This is a genomic window from Marivita sp. (assembly GCF_020055635.1).
GTDB lineage: Bacteria > Pseudomonadota > Alphaproteobacteria > Rhodobacterales > Rhodobacteraceae > Marivita.
On sequence record NZ_JAIPUT010000006.1, the window covers coordinates 26222 to 44199 of the forward strand.

15 protein-coding genes and 1 tRNA gene are annotated in these 17978 nt (G+C 62.9%); 10 read left to right on the forward strand and 6 right to left on the reverse strand.

Annotated features, from left to right (window positions below; genetic code table 11):
- Window positions 1-15: 15 nt before the first annotated feature.
- The 4 genes from LCF60_RS04825 (at window position 16) to LCF60_RS04840 (ending at window position 2990) form a co-directional block, all read left to right on the forward strand.
- Window positions 16-876 carry a tetratricopeptide repeat protein gene (locus tag LCF60_RS04825; protein WP_292290024.1) on the forward strand — a complete coding sequence of 287 codons (861 nt, stop codon included), beginning with the start codon at window positions 16-18 and terminating at the stop codon, window positions 874-876.
- Window positions 877-885: 9 nt separating this feature from the next.
- Window positions 886-1377 (forward strand): prepilin peptidase, encoded by a 492-nt coding sequence (locus LCF60_RS04830; protein ID WP_292290025.1) that lies wholly within the window; start codon window positions 886-888, stop codon window positions 1375-1377.
- A gap of 96 nt (window positions 1378-1473) precedes the next feature.
- Window positions 1474-2778, forward strand: a complete 1305-nt coding sequence (locus LCF60_RS04835; protein ID WP_292290026.1) for an ATPase — start codon at window positions 1474-1476, stop codon at window positions 2776-2778.
- A 135-nt stretch (window positions 2779-2913) separates the two neighbouring features.
- Window positions 2914-2990, forward strand: a tRNA-Met gene (locus tag LCF60_RS04840).
- Between the two features lie 140 nt (window positions 2991-3130).
- On the opposite strand, the gene LCF60_RS04845 is transcribed toward LCF60_RS04840, so the two are convergent.
- The 4 genes from LCF60_RS04845 to LCF60_RS04860 all read right to left on the reverse strand — a co-directional run bounded on the left by LCF60_RS04845 (window position 3131) and on the right by LCF60_RS04860 (window position 8857).
- Window positions 3131-4324: a hypothetical protein gene (locus tag LCF60_RS04845; RefSeq protein ID WP_292290028.1), complete on the reverse strand. Its 1194-nt coding sequence runs from the start codon at window positions 4322-4324 to the stop codon at window positions 3131-3133.
- A gap of 10 nt (window positions 4325-4334) precedes the next feature.
- Window positions 4335-4592, reverse strand: coding sequence for a hypothetical protein (locus tag LCF60_RS04850; protein WP_292290030.1), 258 nt, complete (start codon window positions 4590-4592; stop codon window positions 4335-4337).
- Window positions 4593-4718: 126 nt separating this feature from the next.
- Window positions 4719-7787 (reverse strand): efflux RND transporter permease subunit, encoded by a 3069-nt coding sequence (locus LCF60_RS04855; protein WP_292290031.1) that lies wholly within the window; start codon window positions 7785-7787, stop codon window positions 4719-4721.
- On the reverse strand, window positions 7784-8857 hold the full coding sequence (locus tag LCF60_RS04860; protein ID WP_292290032.1) for an efflux RND transporter periplasmic adaptor subunit: 1074 nt from the start codon (window positions 8855-8857) through the stop codon (window positions 7784-7786). Before LCF60_RS04860 ends, LCF60_RS04855 begins: the two co-directional genes overlap by 4 nt.
- Window positions 8858-9341: 484 nt before the next feature.
- Between LCF60_RS04860 and LCF60_RS04865 the strand changes: the two genes are divergently transcribed.
- Both LCF60_RS04865 and LCF60_RS04870 read left to right on the forward strand, forming a co-directional pair.
- Window positions 9342-9755 (forward strand): universal stress protein, encoded by a 414-nt coding sequence (locus LCF60_RS04865; protein ID WP_292290211.1) that lies wholly within the window; start codon window positions 9342-9344, stop codon window positions 9753-9755.
- A gap of 187 nt (window positions 9756-9942) precedes the next feature.
- Window positions 9943-10725 (forward strand): ZIP family metal transporter, encoded by a 783-nt coding sequence (locus LCF60_RS04870; RefSeq protein WP_292290033.1) that lies wholly within the window; start codon window positions 9943-9945, stop codon window positions 10723-10725.
- 115 nt (window positions 10726-10840) lie between these two features.
- Here LCF60_RS04870 and LCF60_RS04875 read toward each other — a convergent pair whose 3' ends face one another.
- Complete coding sequence (locus tag LCF60_RS04875) at window positions 10841-11794, reverse strand: LysR family transcriptional regulator (RefSeq protein ID WP_292290034.1); 954 nt, start codon at window positions 11792-11794, stop codon at window positions 10841-10843.
- 99 nt (window positions 11795-11893) lie between these two features.
- Between LCF60_RS04875 and LCF60_RS04880 the strand changes: the two genes are divergently transcribed.
- From LCF60_RS04880 to LCF60_RS04895, 4 genes are all read left to right on the forward strand, one after another.
- Window positions 11894-12529, forward strand: coding sequence for a sulfotransferase family protein (locus tag LCF60_RS04880; RefSeq protein WP_292290036.1), 636 nt, complete (start codon window positions 11894-11896; stop codon window positions 12527-12529).
- A 261-nt stretch (window positions 12530-12790) separates the two neighbouring features.
- Window positions 12791-13126, forward strand: coding sequence for a DUF983 domain-containing protein (locus tag LCF60_RS04885; RefSeq protein ID WP_292290038.1), 336 nt, complete (start codon window positions 12791-12793; stop codon window positions 13124-13126).
- Window positions 13127-13350: 224 nt separating this feature from the next.
- Window positions 13351-15072: a cation:proton antiporter family protein gene (locus LCF60_RS04890; protein ID WP_292290040.1), complete on the forward strand. Its 1722-nt coding sequence runs from the start codon at window positions 13351-13353 to the stop codon at window positions 15070-15072.
- Entirely contained in the window at window positions 15069-16055 is a 987-nt protein-coding gene (locus LCF60_RS04895) for a universal stress protein (protein WP_292290042.1), read from the forward strand. Before LCF60_RS04890 ends, LCF60_RS04895 begins: the two co-directional genes overlap by 4 nt.
- Before the next feature lie 123 nt (window positions 16056-16178).
- Here the strand turns inward: LCF60_RS04895 and LCF60_RS04900 are convergent, their stop codons facing one another.
- Window positions 16179-17678: a phospholipase D-like domain-containing protein gene (locus tag LCF60_RS04900; RefSeq protein ID WP_292290044.1), complete on the reverse strand. Its 1500-nt coding sequence runs from the start codon at window positions 17676-17678 to the stop codon at window positions 16179-16181.
- Between the last annotated feature and the right edge of the window lie 300 nt (window positions 17679-17978).

A 17978-nucleotide genomic window follows, 5' to 3' on the forward strand; every position in this document is an offset into this window, starting at 1 on the left:
GTAAAGGACGCAAACATGCGCCATCCCTTTATCGTGACCCTGTGTATGACAGGGGCATTCGCGCTCGCTGGGTGCGAGCAAGGCATTGATACCGAGGCTGTCGATCGGGAATTCCAGGGGGTCAACGTCATTGACGGGACCAACCTGAACGAGGTGATGCTCACGGTGTCCGACCCGAACGAGGCCGTATCCTATTTCCAGCGCGCCTCCAGTGCCGAACCCGAGCGTATCGACCTGTCGCGCGGGCTCGCCGTGTCGCTGATCCGGGCCAAACGCCATACCGAGGGCGTTGTCGCCTGGGCCAAGGTCGTCGAACATGCGGACGCCACCAGCGGCGATCGGGTGGAACTGGCGGACGCCCTGATCCGCAACAACGAATGGGAAAGGGCCGAGACCGTCCTCGACGCGATCCCGCCAACCCACGAAACCTTCAAGCGCTACCGGCTCGAAGCGATGATCGCCGACAGCAACAGGGAATGGGACCGCGCGGACAGCTTTTACGAGACCGCCGTGGGCCTGACGACCACCCCGGCATCCGTGATGAACAACTGGGGCTTCTCCAAGCTGACCCGCGGAGACTTCACCGGGGCAGAACGGCTCTTCACCGAAGCGATCCAGAACGACAATTCACTCTTTACGGCGAAGAACAACCTTGTTCTTGCCCGCGGCGCACAGGGCAATTACGTGCTGCCGGTTGTGCCGATGTCCCAGGTGGAACGGGCCGAGCTGCTGCATTCGATGGGATTGGCGGCGGTCAAACGCGGCGATGTCGTCACGGGCCAGGGCCTGATGCGCGAGGCGATCGACACTCATCCGCAACATTTCGAAGCTGCGTCCCGCAGCCTCAAGGCACTTGAATCCAATGTCGTGAACTAAGGGGCCGTGATGGATATCTCGGCCTTCTCGGCATTGGTCTTTCTGCCTTTCGTCGTTCCGATCTGCATCTATGTGGCTTTCTCGGACATGCGCGACATGCGCATTCCGAACCACATGGTCATCCTGCTTTTCGTGGTGTTCGCGCTGGTCGGCCTGATCGCGCTCCCGTTCGATGTCTACGGCTGGCGCTACCTGCATATGGTCGTGGTGCTGATCGCGGGGATCGCGCTCAATGCCGGCGGTGTCATGGGCGCCGGTGATGCCAAGTTCGCAGCAGCCGCCGCACCCCTCGTCCATGTCGGCGATCTCCGACTTCTGGTCGCCCTGTTTGCCGCGAACCTGCTGGCCGCCTTCGTCACCCATCGCATTGGCAAGCACAGTCGCCTGAAAACCATCGCGCCGCACTGGAAAAGTTGGACACATCCGAAATTTCCGATGGGCCTCGCCCTGGGCGGAACCCTCGCGATCTACCTTGGCCTCGGGGCCGTGTTCGGCCGGTGAGCCGCCAACAAGGGGTCCAGTCCTGGCCCTGCTGTTGCCACATTGCCCTGCCACGGTGACGCAATCAAATGCGGCTTAACCGATCCGGGGCTTTCGATGAACATGCAACCCAGCGCCGTCATGGCGCCTCCTCCGCCCAAGCGCATGGAAGACATGCAGCTTCAGCCGGTGATGATGCGGGACATCATACTCAAGACGATCTTTCGCAAGAACATCTCGACCGCGATGGAAATCGCCACCGCGGTCTGCCTTCCGGTGCCGATCACGCAGGAAATGATCGACTACGCACGCGGTCAGCTCCTGCTCGAAGCGACCGGAACTCTGAATGCCAACAATGGCACCGAGATGGGCTACCAGCTGACCGATGCGGGCAAGGCGCGGGCGCTCGATGCGCTGGCACAATCCGAATATTACGGTCCGATGCCGGTGCCTCTCGCGGTCTACTCGGAACAGATCAAGCGCCAGTCGATCCGCAACATCCATATCAGTCGCGACCAGTTGACCGATGCGATGGGGCATCTGATCCTGCCCCCGGACCTTCTGGACAACCTCGGCCCTGCCGTGGGGGCCGGTCGTTCCATCCTGATGTACGGCCCGCCGGGCAACGGCAAGTCCTCGATCTCGAACGGCATCCGCGACGCGATGGGCGACAAGATCTATATCCCGCACGCGATCGAATATGCCGGTCAGGTGATCACCGTCTACGACCCCATCGTGCATAGCGCCGCGGAAACCGCCGCGAACAACATCGGCCTGCGCCTGACCAACCGGTTCGACACGCGCTACGTGCTGTGCGCCCGCCCCACGGTGATCACCGGCGGTGAACTGTCGCTCGACATGCTGGACCTTGTCTACAACCCGACCGCCCGTACCTACCAGGCGCCGCTGCAGCTCAAATCCACCGGCGGAATCTTCATCGTCGACGACCTTGGCCGACAAGCCGAACCGCCCCAGAAGCTGGTCAACCGCTGGATCGTTCCGCTCGAGGAATCGCGCGACATCCTGGCCCTGCAATCGGGCGAAAAATTCGAAGTGCCCTTCGATACACTGGTGATCTTTTCGACCAACTTCCATCCGAATGAAATCTTCGACCAGGCCGCCCTGCGGCGGATTTTCTTCAAGATCAAGATCGACGGGCCGGATCAGCAGAACTTTCTCAAGATCTTCTCGATGGTGGCGAAAAAGAAAAAGATGCAACTGTGCGAGAGGTCGCTGATCCATCTTCTCAAGACCAAGTATCCGACAATCAAGAACGTCTACGCGAACTATCAACCGATCTTCCTGATCGACCAGATGATCGCGGTCTGCGACTTCGAAGGCTGGCCCTACAAGATGACACCCGAGCTGATCGACCGGGCCTGGGCGAACATGTTCGTGAAGGACGAAAAGATCGTGAAATGACCCGTCCCGGGCGTTTTCGGGCAATGGGAAACACCGGGCGCGAAAACCCGTCCGGCCGTTCCTGGAAACTGGTCAAAAATCGGCAGTTTTCCACTTGACGCCAAGCACGGTCGCCCGTAATCACCACGGCGTTCTGGCGGTGTAGCTCAGTTGGTTAGAGCAGCGGAATCATAATCCGCGTGTCCGGGGTTCAAGTCCCTGCACCGCCACCAACTATTCTCATGCAATTGGCTGATTCGGCTTTCACGGCATGTCGGTCTTGCTGGCGGGATATGTCACGCGGCGGCCCTCTCTGCCCTGCCAGTGCCGATCGCGGATACGAAAAGCGCCGAACACAGATGGTCGTGGACGATCATATCTCGGCGTCGATCTGGGTCACGTGCCGGAAATATCCATAGGGTTCGAAAGAGGCCCCAAGCGCTCCGATCGCGATGCTGAGCGAGGCGGCGAGCGCCGACAGGCGGATGCGGATGGACGTGCTCTCTGCATGTGACGCGCCAGTCCAGGATGCGATGAGCGGATCGCCGAAAAGGCCAAAGGCAAGCAACCAGGCCACGGCGAAAACCGCGGCATAGGTCACGGCCATGCCGGTTCCGACGGCAATGACCGTTCCAGCATTGCTCATCGCCCGCTGTTCGCGCAGTGGCCCCTTCCGGGAAGCGATGAGGCGCTGGATCCTGATGAGGTAGACGCTGGTCGCCGCCACGGCGGCAAGCGACAGAGCCACGATGAACGCGAACGAAAGGTTGGCCGCCACCTCCCATGACTCCGCCGTCATGACAAGCACGACGAGCGCCGAGCCCGCTGCCGTCGTCAGGCGGCGCAGCCTGAGCGGAAAGCTCCAGGGTCGCATCCGCAGGATGGCGCTCGGAAGGGCGCTGCGGTTCTGCCAAAGCGAGCGCGCGTAAAAGCCGAGCCGGCCCTGTCGCGCATCTCCCATCTCCTCGACCCGAAGATCCGCGACCTCGCCCAACCGCTTCGAAAGCTCCGAGAGTTCCGCCGGCGCGAATCCGTCCATCCCGTCAAGGTCCTCTGGGTCATCGACCTGGCGCATCCATGTCGGCGAACTTCCGGGCATCAGCCCGTTCAGGCGCCCGAAAAGATGCATGGCGAATGCGTGCAGCCGCGACGCGAGAGGCGGCTGCGGGGAAAGAGACTCCTGAAGGAACGCCGTCGACACGAGCGCCGTGGCGAAGATGCCGGATGTGACACCCAATACGCGCGACCGAGTGCGCCCGCGAAGTTCGCGCGCCGTGACCACAAGCACAAAATCCCAGCCCCGCAGGTCTCGATCGGTCTCCGCCGCATCGAGAAGCCGCACCGGCTCGATCCGGCCACGGTCAGTTGCAGGCGAACGATCCAGCGTCTCGATCACCCAATCGAAGTCCTGCGTGACGGCGGCCAGTGATCGTTGCATTGCATCGGCGGCCTCTTTCGCCGCTTCACGCTCTGCGGAGGTCAGGTCGCCTTCAAGAAGCCAGCCGATCTCGACCTTGGGACGCACCTCCGCGTTCGCCGAAATCTGGTCGCGCTCTTGCTCTCGCATGGTCGCCCTTTCAGATCCGCGCCACGAGATCCACCGCGAACCGCAGTGCGAGCGCGGCAGCGGATGCCGCGGCGGCCTTGGCCGCCTGACGATTGAGGATCGACGCACGGTTGAAGGCGGTCACGATCCGGTTGAGGTCGGCGTAATCGAGTTTCTCGAAACGAGACACCCGGCGCAACCTGCGATTTCCTGAAAGATACCAGAACCAAGCCGCCGCCGCGGCGGTGACGAGGCCGAGTCCGTCCAGGATCGTCGTCAGGAATGCCATCTCCTTCCCCTTGGATGTCGGTGCCGGAACCAGCCAGAGAAAGATGGCTGCTCCGGGGTCCAATGCTTTGCGGCGCGGGCCGGTTCCTGTTTTCAAGTCGCACGGATTTCGGTTGTGATCGCGTCTTCAAGCGCGTGATGCGACACCCTCGGCGGGCTCCTTTTCGGCCTCCTGATCCCATTGCATCAGGTCATACAGAACAGGCGTCAGGAACAGCGTCAGGATGGACGCCGCCATGAAGCCCCCGATGATGACAAGGCCAATGGACGTCCGGCTTTCCGCACCCGCCCCGCTGGACAGCACGAGCGGCACGGCACCGAGCACCGTGGAAAGCACGGTCATCAGAATCGGGCGCAATCGGACTGTTGCGGCTTCGATGACGGCCTCTCGCACGGCGTAGCCGTCCACGCGCAACTGGTTGGCAAATTCGACGATCAGGATGCCGTTCTTGGCCATCAGCCCGATCAGCATCACCATGCCGACCTGGGTATAGATGTTCACCGCCTCGCCCAGAATGAACAGCGTGAGCAACGCACCGGCCACCGCCAGAGGCACCGACAGCAGGATCACGACCGGCTGAATGAAGCTTTCGAATTGCGCGGCGAGCACCAGAAACACCACCAGCAAGGCCAAGGCAAAAGTGATGACGATCCCGCCTGACGTTTCCTGGAAACTCTCGGCCTGCCCCGAATAGAAGATCTGCATCTGCGGCGGCAGATCGTCTGCGATCTGTTCGACCGTGGCGATGGCTGACCCGAGATCGACGCCATCGGCCAGCGAGGCGGAAATCTCGACCGAGGGCTGGCGGTTGAACCGGTTGAACGCCGCCACCGAGGCGCGGCGCTCCAGCGTGACAAGGCCGTCCAGCGGCACGAGCTCACCATTGGCCGCGCGCACGTTGATCCCGCGCAGGTCATCGGCGGCCGCGCGGCGGTCATCCGGGGCTTGCAGGATCACCGGATATTGCCGGTCCTGCGAAATGAACTCGGTCACCTCGGCGGATGCGAAGAAGGTGCGCACGGCATCGGAAATCGCCCGGGCCTCCACGCCGATCTCACGGGCCAAAGCACGGTTGACGTTGATGTCATAGCCCGGTGTGTTCACGTCATAGGCGCGGCGGACGCCGACGATGTCGGAGGAGTCGCGCAAGGCTTGCTCCATCTGTGCGGAATAGTCTGCCGCCTGCTCGAAACTCGGAGCGGTCACGATCACCTCGAGCCCCGACCCGCCGCCGGCATCCAGACCGGAGGGCGCAAAACTGCGCACATTCGCCAAGGTGATTTCCGCGAATTGCGGGCGCAGTTCCGACAGAACGTCGCGCGGGCCCATCTCGCGTTCGCCCCAAAGCGCCATCGTCGCCACGAGGAACGCGCGCCCCGTTTCGCCGTATTGGCCGACAATGCTGATGACGTCCTCGACCGTGCCGTCTTCGCGGTAGGGCGCGATCAGGTCCTCGACCTCTTGCACGGCGGCATCCGTCAATCCTAGGGCGGAGCCCGCGGGCGCTTGAACGGAGACGAAGAAGATACCGCGATCCTCGCTCGGGGTCAGCTGTGACGGGAGTTGCTGGTACAGCGTCCACGACATGCCGGAAATGGCTGCGGCAATGGCAAGGACGACCAATGGCATGCCGATGGCGCGTGTCAGAACCCGTCGATATCCGCGCGCCATGCTGTCCGTGGCCGACTTGACGGCCTTGGAAAAGCGGCTTGTGTTCATGCCTTTTTTCAGAACCCGGCTGGCAATCACCGGACACAGCGAGAGCGCGACAAAGGTCGACAGGGCGACGGCAATGGCCAGCGTGATGCCGAATTCCTGAAACAGCTTGCCGATCTCGCCTTGCAGAAACGACAACGGCACGAAGACCGAGATCAGCACAGCCGAAGTGGACACGACGGCAAAGAACACCTGATTGGCCCCGGTGCGTGCGGCCTCTGTCGGGTCGTCGCCTTCCTCGACCCGGCGTTCGATATTTTCGAGCACAACGATGGCGTCATCGACGACCAGTCCGATGGCAAGGATCAGCGCAAAGAGGGTCAGGATGTTGATCGAAAAGCCGACAAGGGCAATCCCCGCACAGGCGCCCACCAAGGCAATCGGGATCGTGATGGCGGGCACGATGGTGGCGCGCAGTGATGTCAGAAACAGGAAGATCACCGAGACGACAACAGCGACCGAAATCGCCAAGGTTATCAGAACCTGCCGGATCGAATTGCGAATGAAGTCGGCATCGTCGGATGTGATCTGCAAGGTCGTGCCACCGGGCAGGTCTGACTGGATATCCTCGACCTCGGCCTGAACGGCAGAGGAGATCGTCAGGGTGTTGGCCGAGGATTGGCGCAATACGCCGATGCCGATGGCCGTGTCTCCGTTCGAACGAAACAGGCTGTCGTCATTTTCCGTGCCGATCTCGATGCGGGCCACGTCGCCAAGCGTGATCTGACCGGACTCCGTGTTCGTCACGATCAGGTCCTGAAAGCTTTCGACGCTGGACAGCCGCGTTTCGGTGCGCAGCAGGTAGGTGCGCGAACTGCTTTCGATCTGGCCCGCCGGCAATTCGAGGTTGTTGCCGCGCAGGGCATCCGCGATCTCGATCGTGGTGACACCACGTGCGGCCATCGCAGCGGGATCGAGCCACACGCGCATCGCGTAGGGGCGATCCCCGTAGATTTGTGCGGCGGCCACGCCGGTCAGCGTTTCCAGCCGGTCGGTCACGAAGCGGTCGGCGTAGTCGGTCAGTTCCGGCGCCGACATGTTGGCCGACGTCATCGTCATCCAGATGATCGGATCGCCCTGGCTGTCGTTCTTTTCCACCTGCGGCTCGTCCGCTTCCTCGGGCAGGTCACCCGAGACGGCTTGAACCGCGGCGCGCACGTCGGACGCGGCCTGATCCACGTCGCGACCCTGGCGAAAGGTGATGACGGTACGCAGCCCGCCCAGTTCGGATTCGGTTGAGATGCGGTCGATCCCCGCAACGGTCGAGATCGCGCCCTCGATCACCGTCGCAAGTTCGCTGTCGACCACGCCGGGACCCGCGCCGACATACCCGACGCTGACGGTAACCTGCGCCGTGGAGGTGTCCGGCAATTCGCGCACGGGCATCCGCGTCAGACCCGCGATTCCCAGAACCACGATCAGGATGGACATCACCGTGGCAAAGACGGGGCGGCGGATGCAAAGATCGGGAAGGGTCATTCCAGACCGTCCCGGGCGAAGTCTTCGTCGATGTCGACGGGCGCGCCATCGGAGAGCTGATCCCACCCCGCGACGACAACACGGGACTCCGTGTCCAGACCCGCACGGATTTCGGTCAACGCACCCAGCGACGCCCCGACCTCGATCGCGGTGCGCGACGCGGTGCCGTCGGTGACCGTGTAGACATAAGTGGTCAGCCCCTCGCTGATGATCGCATCATCGGGAATGGCCAGGCCTTCGGATGAGCCCAGCACCAGCCGGGAATTGGCGAACATGCCGCCGACGAGCCTGCCATCGGAATTGTCGACTTCGGCGCGGACCTCAAAGCTGCGGGTGCCCAGATCGATCTGGGGCGCGCGCAGGGTCACGTGCCCCTCAAAGGTTTCGTCCGGATAGGCGGGCGTGGTGATCTCGAGGGTCTGGCCCGGCGTCACACGGTCGAAATACCTCTCGGGCAGGGCAACCGAAACCTCGACCACGGAAAGATCGGATAACCGGGTCACGCTTTCACTGCCGGTCAGAAAGGCGCCGGTTTCGGTGTCGATCACACCCAGGGTTCCGCCGAAAGGCGCTGTCACCGTGCGGTCCTCAAGTGTGGATCGCGCACTCATCATTGCCGCTTCGGCCCGCAGGAAGGCTGCACGCGCTTCCTCGAGACGGGCTTCGGCGGCGGCATTGGTGTCTTCAAGACGCTGGAACCGGCGATACTCCTGCTCTGCTGCGCTCAGGGTTGCCTCGGCCTCCGCGACGTCGGCACGCGCAGCACGATCGTCCAACTGGATCAAAAGATCCCCTTCGGATACGCGCTGCCCGGACGACACCGGCACCTCGGTCACGCGGCCGTCGACATTGGGAACGATCTGCACGACGCGGGCCGGACGCAGCGTACCGACCGCCGAAACGTCGTCTTCGATCGTCCGCATGTCGGGCGTTGCAACCCCGACCCGTATGGGTTGCCGTGTATCGTCCTGTCCCGAGGACCCGTCGTCCCCTGAGACAAGTGCCTCGGTCGCAAGCACGCCACCTGCAATGAAGGCCGCGACGACGCAAACGCGGACAACGATTTTCAAGAGCCCTTCCACAGTCCACCTTTCGAAATTTGTGATGCTGGACGTAGGGCATCGAGGTCCCGATCAACGTCACTGACATTCCAACTCACAATTTTCATGCAGCTTGCGTGGATCAACCCTCTGTATTTGAACAAATTTTTCTACCGCGACCTGAAGCCTCGGCTTTCCATCAGAAAGAATTGATGCATCCAAAAGCGCGGCGACAGCGTTAATTAAGATCTGGGTCCATCAAAGTTGGCGCATTTGCCTGTCCACCTATGACCAATCTCCCCCTGACCGGAAATTTCGAGAGCGCAGTATGGAGGTCGGCCAACACAGCCGGATGCAACGGTCCAATCGACACGGCAACCATGCAACCGGCAATCGCGGTCTGGATTGAAACGGACAGATTGGCTTGTCCTGTGCTATGCAGGCTGTGTGACCAAGTCGACCCAATGGAAACGGCGCTGCACAATTGCGCATGGACGAGGAAACAGCACCCACGATGCCTGACACGACATATCTGATCCTCTGCCCGGTAAATCTGCGACATGTCAAACTGGAGCAACGTGCATACCAAGAAGCCGCTGCGATGGCGAAACGACGCAACGCAAAGCTCCTTGTCGCAACGGTTGCACCAGAGATGGAGCGAAATCTGAACATACGAGACTCAGAAGCGTATTGGGCCGACCAACTGAACAAGTTTGTGTCGGAGAACCCGGCAGCCGGCGTCGAAGTGGAAACGGTTGTGCGCAAGGGGGCGGTGCATCGTCAGATCGTCAAGCTGGCAGACGAGCGCAAGGTCGACCTGATCGTGATGGAAGCGGCCAACCCGAAAATCTCGGACTACCTGCTGGGAACCACGGCAAGCCATGTGGTGACCCACGCCGAATGCTCGGTCTATATCGTGCGCGGATAACGGGTTGGTCCGGCGACAGGACCATTCTCTACCGATGCCATTGCTTTGCGCCCGACAGGGGTCATCGAGATATTTGGTCCCGTTCCAATCCGCCCGTATCGCGCGTCGCAGCCGAAGACGCTTGAATCTCTCCCTGCTGTAGCTTGTATGGTGTCACAGGGCTACGACGTCGAAATGGAGAGACCCGGTGGAGACCATGTCGCCACTCACGCTCGGAATACTGGGCAGTCTGGCCGCCGGTCTGATGACCGCGGTAGGCGCTGTGCCTGTCCTATTCGGGCGCATTCCGTCGCGATCCACGCGCGACCTGTTGCTCGGCTTTGCTGCGGGCGTGATGCTGGCCGCGTCCTTTTTCTCGCTCATCATTCCTGCACTGGACGCGGCGGAACGCCAGTTCGAGAGCGGGGCAGCGCCCGCAGCGGTTGTTTGCGTTGCGATCCTGCTGGGTATGGGCGCGGTCGCGCTGATCAATGAACGCCTGCCACACGAGCATTTCAAGTCCGGTCGGGAAGGCCCCGAAGCTGCATCCCTGCGACGGGTCTGGCTGTTCATCTTCGCGATCACGATCCACAATTTCCCGGAAGGTCTCGCCGTTGGCGTGGGCTTTGGCGCGGATGGTCTTTCGGGCGGGCTGCCGCTCGCCATCGGCATCGGCCTCCAGAACGCGCCGGAAGGGCTGGCCGTGGCGGTCGCACTTCTGGGCGAAGGCTATGCCAAGGGGCGAGCCTGGGGCATCGCGGCGCTCACGGGGCTGGTGGAACCGATCGGAGGCCTGCTGGGCGCCGGCATCATCACGCTGTCCCAGCCACTCCTGCCCTGGGGGCTCGCCTTCGCGGCCGGGGCGATGCTTTTCGTCATCAGCCATGAAATCATTCCCGAAACCCACCGAAGCGGCCATCAGAACCGGGCAACACTCGGCCTGTCTATCGGGCTTGTCCTCATGTTGTTCCTGGATGTCTGGTTGGGGTGAACCGACGGCGATGGTCCTGTCTATCGTGGATGGATGGTCCACAGGCGATCACACCGCGTCTTTCCGGTTTCCTGAACGTAAACGCTGCCCCCATCACAGACCAAGTCCCTGCCCGTCAGTCAACCGCCGAGACAGCGCGCGCCACCATCCGTTCCGCCTCTTCGTGCACCTCGACATAGCTCTGGATGACAAGATCCCTGATCCAGTGCGACGCCGGATCCTTGGCAAGCCGCGAGGACCAGAAAAAACGGGTTCTGAACTCCGGCAGGTGGATTTGCGGCGGCAGCGGCCGCAGCCCGTAGGTTTCCATGTCCCAAGCCATGAGAACGGTCGGAAACGTGCCGATGAAATCGGTGTTTGCCAGAAGCGGCCCGAGGCTCGAGAACTCCGAGATCAGCGCCCCGATTGTCCGTTCAAGCGGCGCCGCCCCGGCAGGACGATTGAAGGGGCTGGGTGCATCGTTCGAGATGTTCACCTGCACATGCGGGTAGGTCGACCAGGCCTCTGGCCCCCAGGTCGACACCGCCGGATGGTCGGCACGTACGAAACTCGTCCAGTGGAAGCCCGGAACCTCGGCCGCGTCCAGACCATCGGGAAGACGGGTCTCGCCGGCAAGATGCGCGACATCGACCAGCCCCTCCGCCACCGCGTCGTAAACCTGCCGCGGCGCCGAGAGCCATTCCAGTTTTGCCGCCGGGGCGGCGTGATGCAGGCGGTTCAGCACCTCGGACAACACCCGCCCGGTGATCGGACAAGCGACCCGGAATACACGGTCGCTGGTGGCGGGATCGAACGGCTCGGGTAGCGCAAGCACGCGCTTGATGCTGCGCAGGATGGGGCGCACGTCATCGATCAGGCTCAAGGCGAACGGGCTGGGTCGCATGCGCCCGCCCACACGCACCAGAAGCGGATCGCCGACCTGTTCGCGCAGCCGGGCCAGGGCATGGCTGATGGCCGACGGTGTCTTTCCCAGCGCCTCGGCGGCGCCGGCCACGCTGCCCTCGACCATCAGCGCCTCGAAAACGACCAGGAGATTCAGGTCGATGCGATGTAGCTGAATTTCCTTCATGACCGCTGAAAACCTTTCGTTTGAGCGACACGGCATCTTCGCGCAATCTTCTGTCACTTCACAACAAGTTATGGCAACAAAAGAAAAGGGCCCGGACAGATGGGACTGAAGATTATTGGCTCCGGCTTCGGTCGGACAGGCACGATGTCGACGAAAATGGCCTTGGAAGAGCTCGGGTTCGGACCGTGCCATCACATGGTCGAAGTCATGGGAAATCCGGCTCAGCCACCGCATTGGGCGGCCCTGGCCCGGGGCGAGGACGTGGATTGGGAAGACGTCTTCGACGGTTACACGAGCCAGGTCGATTTCCCCGGTGCCTCGGTCTGGCACGAGCTGTCGATTGCCTTTCCTGAGGCGAAGATCATCCACACCGAACGCCCCGAGGACGACTGGTGGGCAAGCTATTCCGCGACGATCGGGAAGTTCTTCCAACACCGCAAGAGCCTGGACCTGCCGCCGCCGGTCTCGGAGATTTTCGACACGATGGATACGCTGCTGCTGGAACGCGTCTTCGGCGGCCTCGACCGGGACGCCTCACTGGCCGCCTACCGGCGCAACAATGAAAAGGTGCGGGCGACGATTCCGGCGGACCGACTGCTGATCTTCAACCCGGTGGACGGCTGGGACCCGCTGTGCCGCTTCCTCGACGTGCCTGTGCCCGAAGGAAATTTCCCGCGCAGCAATGCGAGAGACGAATTCTGGGCGCTTTTCGGGGGCGAACCGGCGATGGCCTGACGTGCCGGGTCTTCCGCCATCCATTGTCGTCGCAAACATGTTGGATCGCTTGAAGGGGCCGATTGTTCCGATCGGCCCTCACCTGCACCGGGCGCGAAGGAGCGACCTTCCATGCTGTGACAAACGCCGGCATCGGCATGTCCGAGGTCGGCCCCGATGCAGCGTGACGCGGGCTGACGACCAGGAGTTGTAATCTCTTCGCCAAAGCTTAGGGTCCGGCGAATGGAATCTGATGAGCCGAAAAAAGATCTCAAGAAAGCCATGGGCCGCGGTCTTCTTGGCCGCTGCCCGAATTGCGGGAGGGGCAAGGTGTTCACCGGCTACCTGACCGTCAGAGATCGCTGCGGTGACTGCGACGAGCCGTTGAGCGCATACAAGACCGCGGACCTGCCCGCCGTCTTCACGATCCTGCTTGTGGGCGTTCTCCTGGTGCCGATCCTCTGGGTGGGCTTCGCCGTGTTCCGGCCAGAACCGCTCGTGCTCTTCGGGTATATCAGCGTTTTGACGGTACTCCTGACACTGGTGCTTCTGCGCTTGGTGAAAGGCGCAAACGTCGGCTACTTGTGGGCGATAGATGAACGAGACCCGGGGGCGTAGAATGCCGGGACCTGCCTGAAGGTCGCGAATGGCCCTGACGGGCAGCCTCACCCCGCCACCGGGCGCGCGGAGGTTTGGCACCAGGCGTTCCGAGGTGCGACATAATGCGGCTGAAATGGATTGTCGCGGTCTGGATCCTGCCGTCTGCTGTATGATTGCGCTGCATTCGCGGTGTCGTGGCAAAGGGCCTCTGGCACAGGCAAGTCGACGTCAGGAGCGCAGGCATGACGGCCGCCATAGGCGACTATCTGTTCTACGAAATCGCGGCGCTGCTGGTGTTGGCCGCAGGCGTCGGCTTTGTCGGATTGCTACTGCGCCAGCCACTGATCGTGAGCTTCATTGCCGTGGGCATCATGGCAGGGCCATCCGTGCTCGACATTGCACGGTCGGACGCCCAGATCGACCTGCTGGCGGAACTGGGTATCGCGGTGCTGCTGTTTCTCGTTGGCCTCAAGCTCGACTTCAACCTCGTGCGCACGCTGGGTCCCGTGGCCCTGATCACCGGGCTCGGGCAGGTCGCCTTCACGACGATCTTCGGTTTCCTGATTGCGCTGGCGCTCGGGCTGGATGCCCGCACCGCACTCTATGTCGCCGTCGCGCTCACCTTCTCATCGACGATCATCATCGTGAAGCTGCTGTCGGACAAGCGCGAGATCGACTCCCTGCATGGCCGGATCGCGCTTGGCTTCCTGATCGTGCAGGACGTGGTAGTGGTGATCGCGATGATCGCGCTGTCGGCCATCGGTGTCGGCGGCGCGGCCGAGGGCGAAGGCGCGTTGACCGAGGTTCTGCGCGTGCTGGGCTATGGCTGCGCCATGCTCGCTTTCGTTCTGCTGTTCGTCCGCTACCTTGCCAATCCGCTGGTCGAGCGCCTGTCGCAAGCGCCTGAACTGCTGGTCTCGTTCGCCATAGGATGGGCGGCCCTGCTGGCGGCCGTTGGGCATTATCTCGGCTTCGGCAAGGAGCTTGGCGGCCTGCTTGCAGGCATTTCCCTTGCCTCCACCCCGTTCCGCGAGGCAATCGCGGCGCGCCTGGCCAGCCTGCGCGATTTCCTCCTGCTGTTTTTCTTCATCGCGCTCGGTGCCTCGCTTGACCTGTCAGTGCTCGGCGCAAGCGTCGGACCTGCGATCGTGCTGTCGCTCTTTGTTCTCATCGGCAATCCGCTCATCGTGCTCGCGATCATGGGGATGATGGGCTACCGCAAGCGCACGGGGTTTCTCGCCGGGCTGACGGTGGCGCAGATCAGCGAATTCTCCCTGATCTTCATGGCAATGGGCGTGGCGATCGGACATGTGACCGAAGAGGCGCTTGGCCTTGTCACGCTGGTCGGGCTGGTGACGATTGCGGCCTCGACCTACATGATCACCTTCTCGCATCAGTTCTATGCCTTATTCGAGCCGGTGCTCGGTGTGTTCGAGCGCCGAGACATGGGGGCCGAGCCCGACGCCGGTGCCGCCACCAGCGCGCATGACGTGATCCTGTTCGGCCTTGGCCGCTACGGTCTCGGAATCGCGTCAGAGCTCAGGGCGAGCGGCAGGCAAGTCCTTGGCATCGACTTCAGCCCCGAGGCCGTGCGCAACGCGAAGGCGCAGGGCTTTGACGTGCTGTTCGGTGATGCCTCCGATCCCGAGTTCCTCGCGCATCTCCCGCTGGAAAGAACCCGCTGGCTTGTCATGGCGGTTCCCGAACATGACACCGGGCTGACCCATGACGACCCGCGTCTGAGCCTGCTGCAGACGGCGCGCGACCTCGGCTTTCGCGGCAAGGTCGCCATGGCCGCGCATCGCGAACTGATGGCCGAACGCCTCACCGCCGCGCGGGCGGACCTCGTTTTGATGCCCTATCGCGACGCGGCCTTCGCAGCGGCCCGCATGATCGTCGACGACACCGCCACACCGGGGCCGCCCCCGGCCGACGCGGACGGACAAAAGGAGCTTCCGGCATGATCAAAGGCGCCTTCCCGCCCCGACAGGTGCTTGCCGTCATGGAGTCCGGCACAACCCAGACCGCCCTTCTGAGCGCCGCCGCGCTTGCCGACAGGTATGGCGCGGCGCTCGAGGTGATGGCCTGCGTGGAGCCTCCGCACAACATCGCCACTCTGGCGCGCCTGTCGGGGCGTGCCCCGGAACAGCTTCTCGATGCGCTGCGCGACCGCACGCGCTCCGAGATGCAGGCGCTGCTTGCCAGTCACCTGCCCGGCCACCATGGCCAAGTGCGGATCGCGGTCGGAAAGACATTTGTCGAAATCATCCGGCACGTGATGGCCAGCGGAAGCGACTTCGTGGTCAAGGCCGCCGAACCTTTGACGGGGGCGTCCCGGCTGCTTTACGCGAGCACGGATCAGCATCTGCTTCGCAAGTGTCCCTGCCCGGTCTGGCTTCAGACCGAAGGCGCGCGCCCCGTCCCCAACCGCGTGCTGGCCACGGTCGACATCGACGACCTCGACGCGGACGAACCCGAGACGCTCGCCGCTCTGAACCGCCGGGTGATCGACGTGGCAAGACAGGTCGCCGCGCCGGCCGGGTCCGAGGTGTTCGTCCTCCATGCCTGGGACGCCATCGGAGAGGGTCTTGTCTGGGCTTTCGGCGCGAGCGGCAGCGCGCGGGTCTCGGCCGATACCTATGTCAACGACGTGCTGGGCACCCGCCGGAAGGCTTTGGAAACCCTGCTTGGCGAGGTCACGGCCGACGACCCCTCCCTCACGGCGCCCCGCCTTGTTCCCGTCCTCGTTCGCGGAGCGCCCGAGCGGCGGATCGTCGAACAGAGCCGGGAACTTGGCGCCGACCTCGTGGTGATGGGAACGGTTGCCCGGACCGGTTTGAGCGGCGTCTTCATCGGCAATACGGCCGAAAACATCATCAACGGTCTCGACTGCCCTGTCCTTGCGGTCAAACCCGACGGTTTCGCCAGCCCACTGGCCGCGCGATAGCGCAGCCTTCAGTCTTCGACCGAAGCGAACGGAGAAAGCAAGCGGGAAGAACGGCAAAGCGGCCGTCGCGATCCGGCGCGACACACCCGCATGCGATGACCCTGGCCGCGCGCTGCGGCGAGGTCAGAACAGGCGGAACGGTCGCCATCGCCGGGCCGGGCGTTCGGGATCGAGCAGGTCGTTCTCGCCCAGAACCTCCCCTTCGACCAGGTTGAGATCCGGCGGCGTGAACGGAACCAGGGTCTTGCCGGTCCCGCGCAGCGCCTCTATCGCGCCGATCAACCCGCCATCCGCCCGTTCGATCTCTCGCTCGACATCCGCCGTTTCCACGTCCAGGTGCTCGGCAATGAGATCATTGCGAAGCGTGGCGATCCGGCGTCGCAGGTCGGGGTCGCCGAAAGGGTCCTGCCGCGCCGCGACGCTTACGTCACACTCGGTGTCCATCCCGAGCGACCGGTTGCTCAGGTTCGAGGACCCCACCCGCATGAGCCGGTCGTCCATGACCACGATTTTCGCGTGCACGTAGATGGGCGTGCCTTTCTCTGCCACTGGCGTGTAGATCCGGAAACGCCCGTGGTGGTCCGCCGCGCGGATCAGCGCAAGGAGACGTGCCCGCGAAGACCCCATGGTCTCCTCTTCCAGCCAGCCATCCGCCGTCTCGGGATTCACGATGACGAATTCCGGGCCGTCGGGTTCGCGAAGCCTTTCGGCAATCGCTTCGGCGATCTTCCGGGCTGCGAAATACTGGCTCTCGATGTAGACGCTCTGGCGCGCGCCCGCGATGATCGACAGATACAGTCGCTCGATTTCGTGCACGGCATCGCGTCCGCCATAGGCCGGCGCCGTTCGCGAGATCCCGATATCGACATGTTCGAAGGTCGGCAGCAGCTCTTTCGGCCAGGCTGACTCAGTCGGGGGAGGCGGCTCCAGGTCGTCCCCCGTCGCCTGCTTCCAGCGTTCACGGGCGAGACACCCCAGCGCGCGCGCGGCGTCGCCATCGACGGCGACCGTGGCGTCATGCCATGGACCATAGCTGCGTCCCGTGGTCGGTCTTTTGCGCAACGGGTGGTCGTCACGGTGATTGCGTGTGTCCCAACGGTCGGTCGTCGTGTCGATCCCGCCGCAGAAGGCAAGAGTATCGTCGATCACCACGATCTTCTGATGATGCGCGGCACCCGCCGGATGCGCGTGGTCGAGCTTCATGTGGATCTGGCGACTGGAGACCCAGTCGACGATCCGCAAGGGGGTGGAGCCCCGCCCGAGGACCTGGACCATGCCCGTGTCCCATTCGAGGAGGTAGATGTTCAGATCAGGATTCTGGCCGACCACCCAGTTGAGAAACTGGCCGAGCCGGGTCGGGACGACGTCGTCCTCCTCTTGCGGAACGAGCGAGACGCGGGTGTCGAACTCCCAGCCGATCATGACGACGCTGTGCCGGGCCTTCTGCAGCGCCGCGTGCAATGCCGCAAAGTAAGGCGCCGCGTCGATTATGACCGAGAGGCGATCCGCATGCGCGATACGCCAGCACGTGTCATCCGGGCGCAATATTGTGGCCGCTGCCTCGGAAGGTGGAGAAGTGGTCGGTTCCATTTGTTCACGTCCGCCCGAGCGATCAATCGCCATGTGAGACGGTGTGGATTTCAAAGCTTCCAGTCAATCTAAACCTCAATTGTTGCCTCCTTCACGCATGCCTCCTGAGGGGGAATGGCGACCTGCCCGCAGGGTTCCACAACAAGCGCGATAGACGCAAGCAGGCGGTTCGTTCCGGCGCGTGACAGACCCGTTGACGACCGCAAACGTCCTGGGAAGGGATGAGACTGCCATTGGGGCATTGAACGTGCCGGTGATGAGTTCGTTCCACAAGACCACCAACTGGCGGTGTTCCGTCCGATCACCTTGTCGGACCAAGCAGATCTCTTCGTT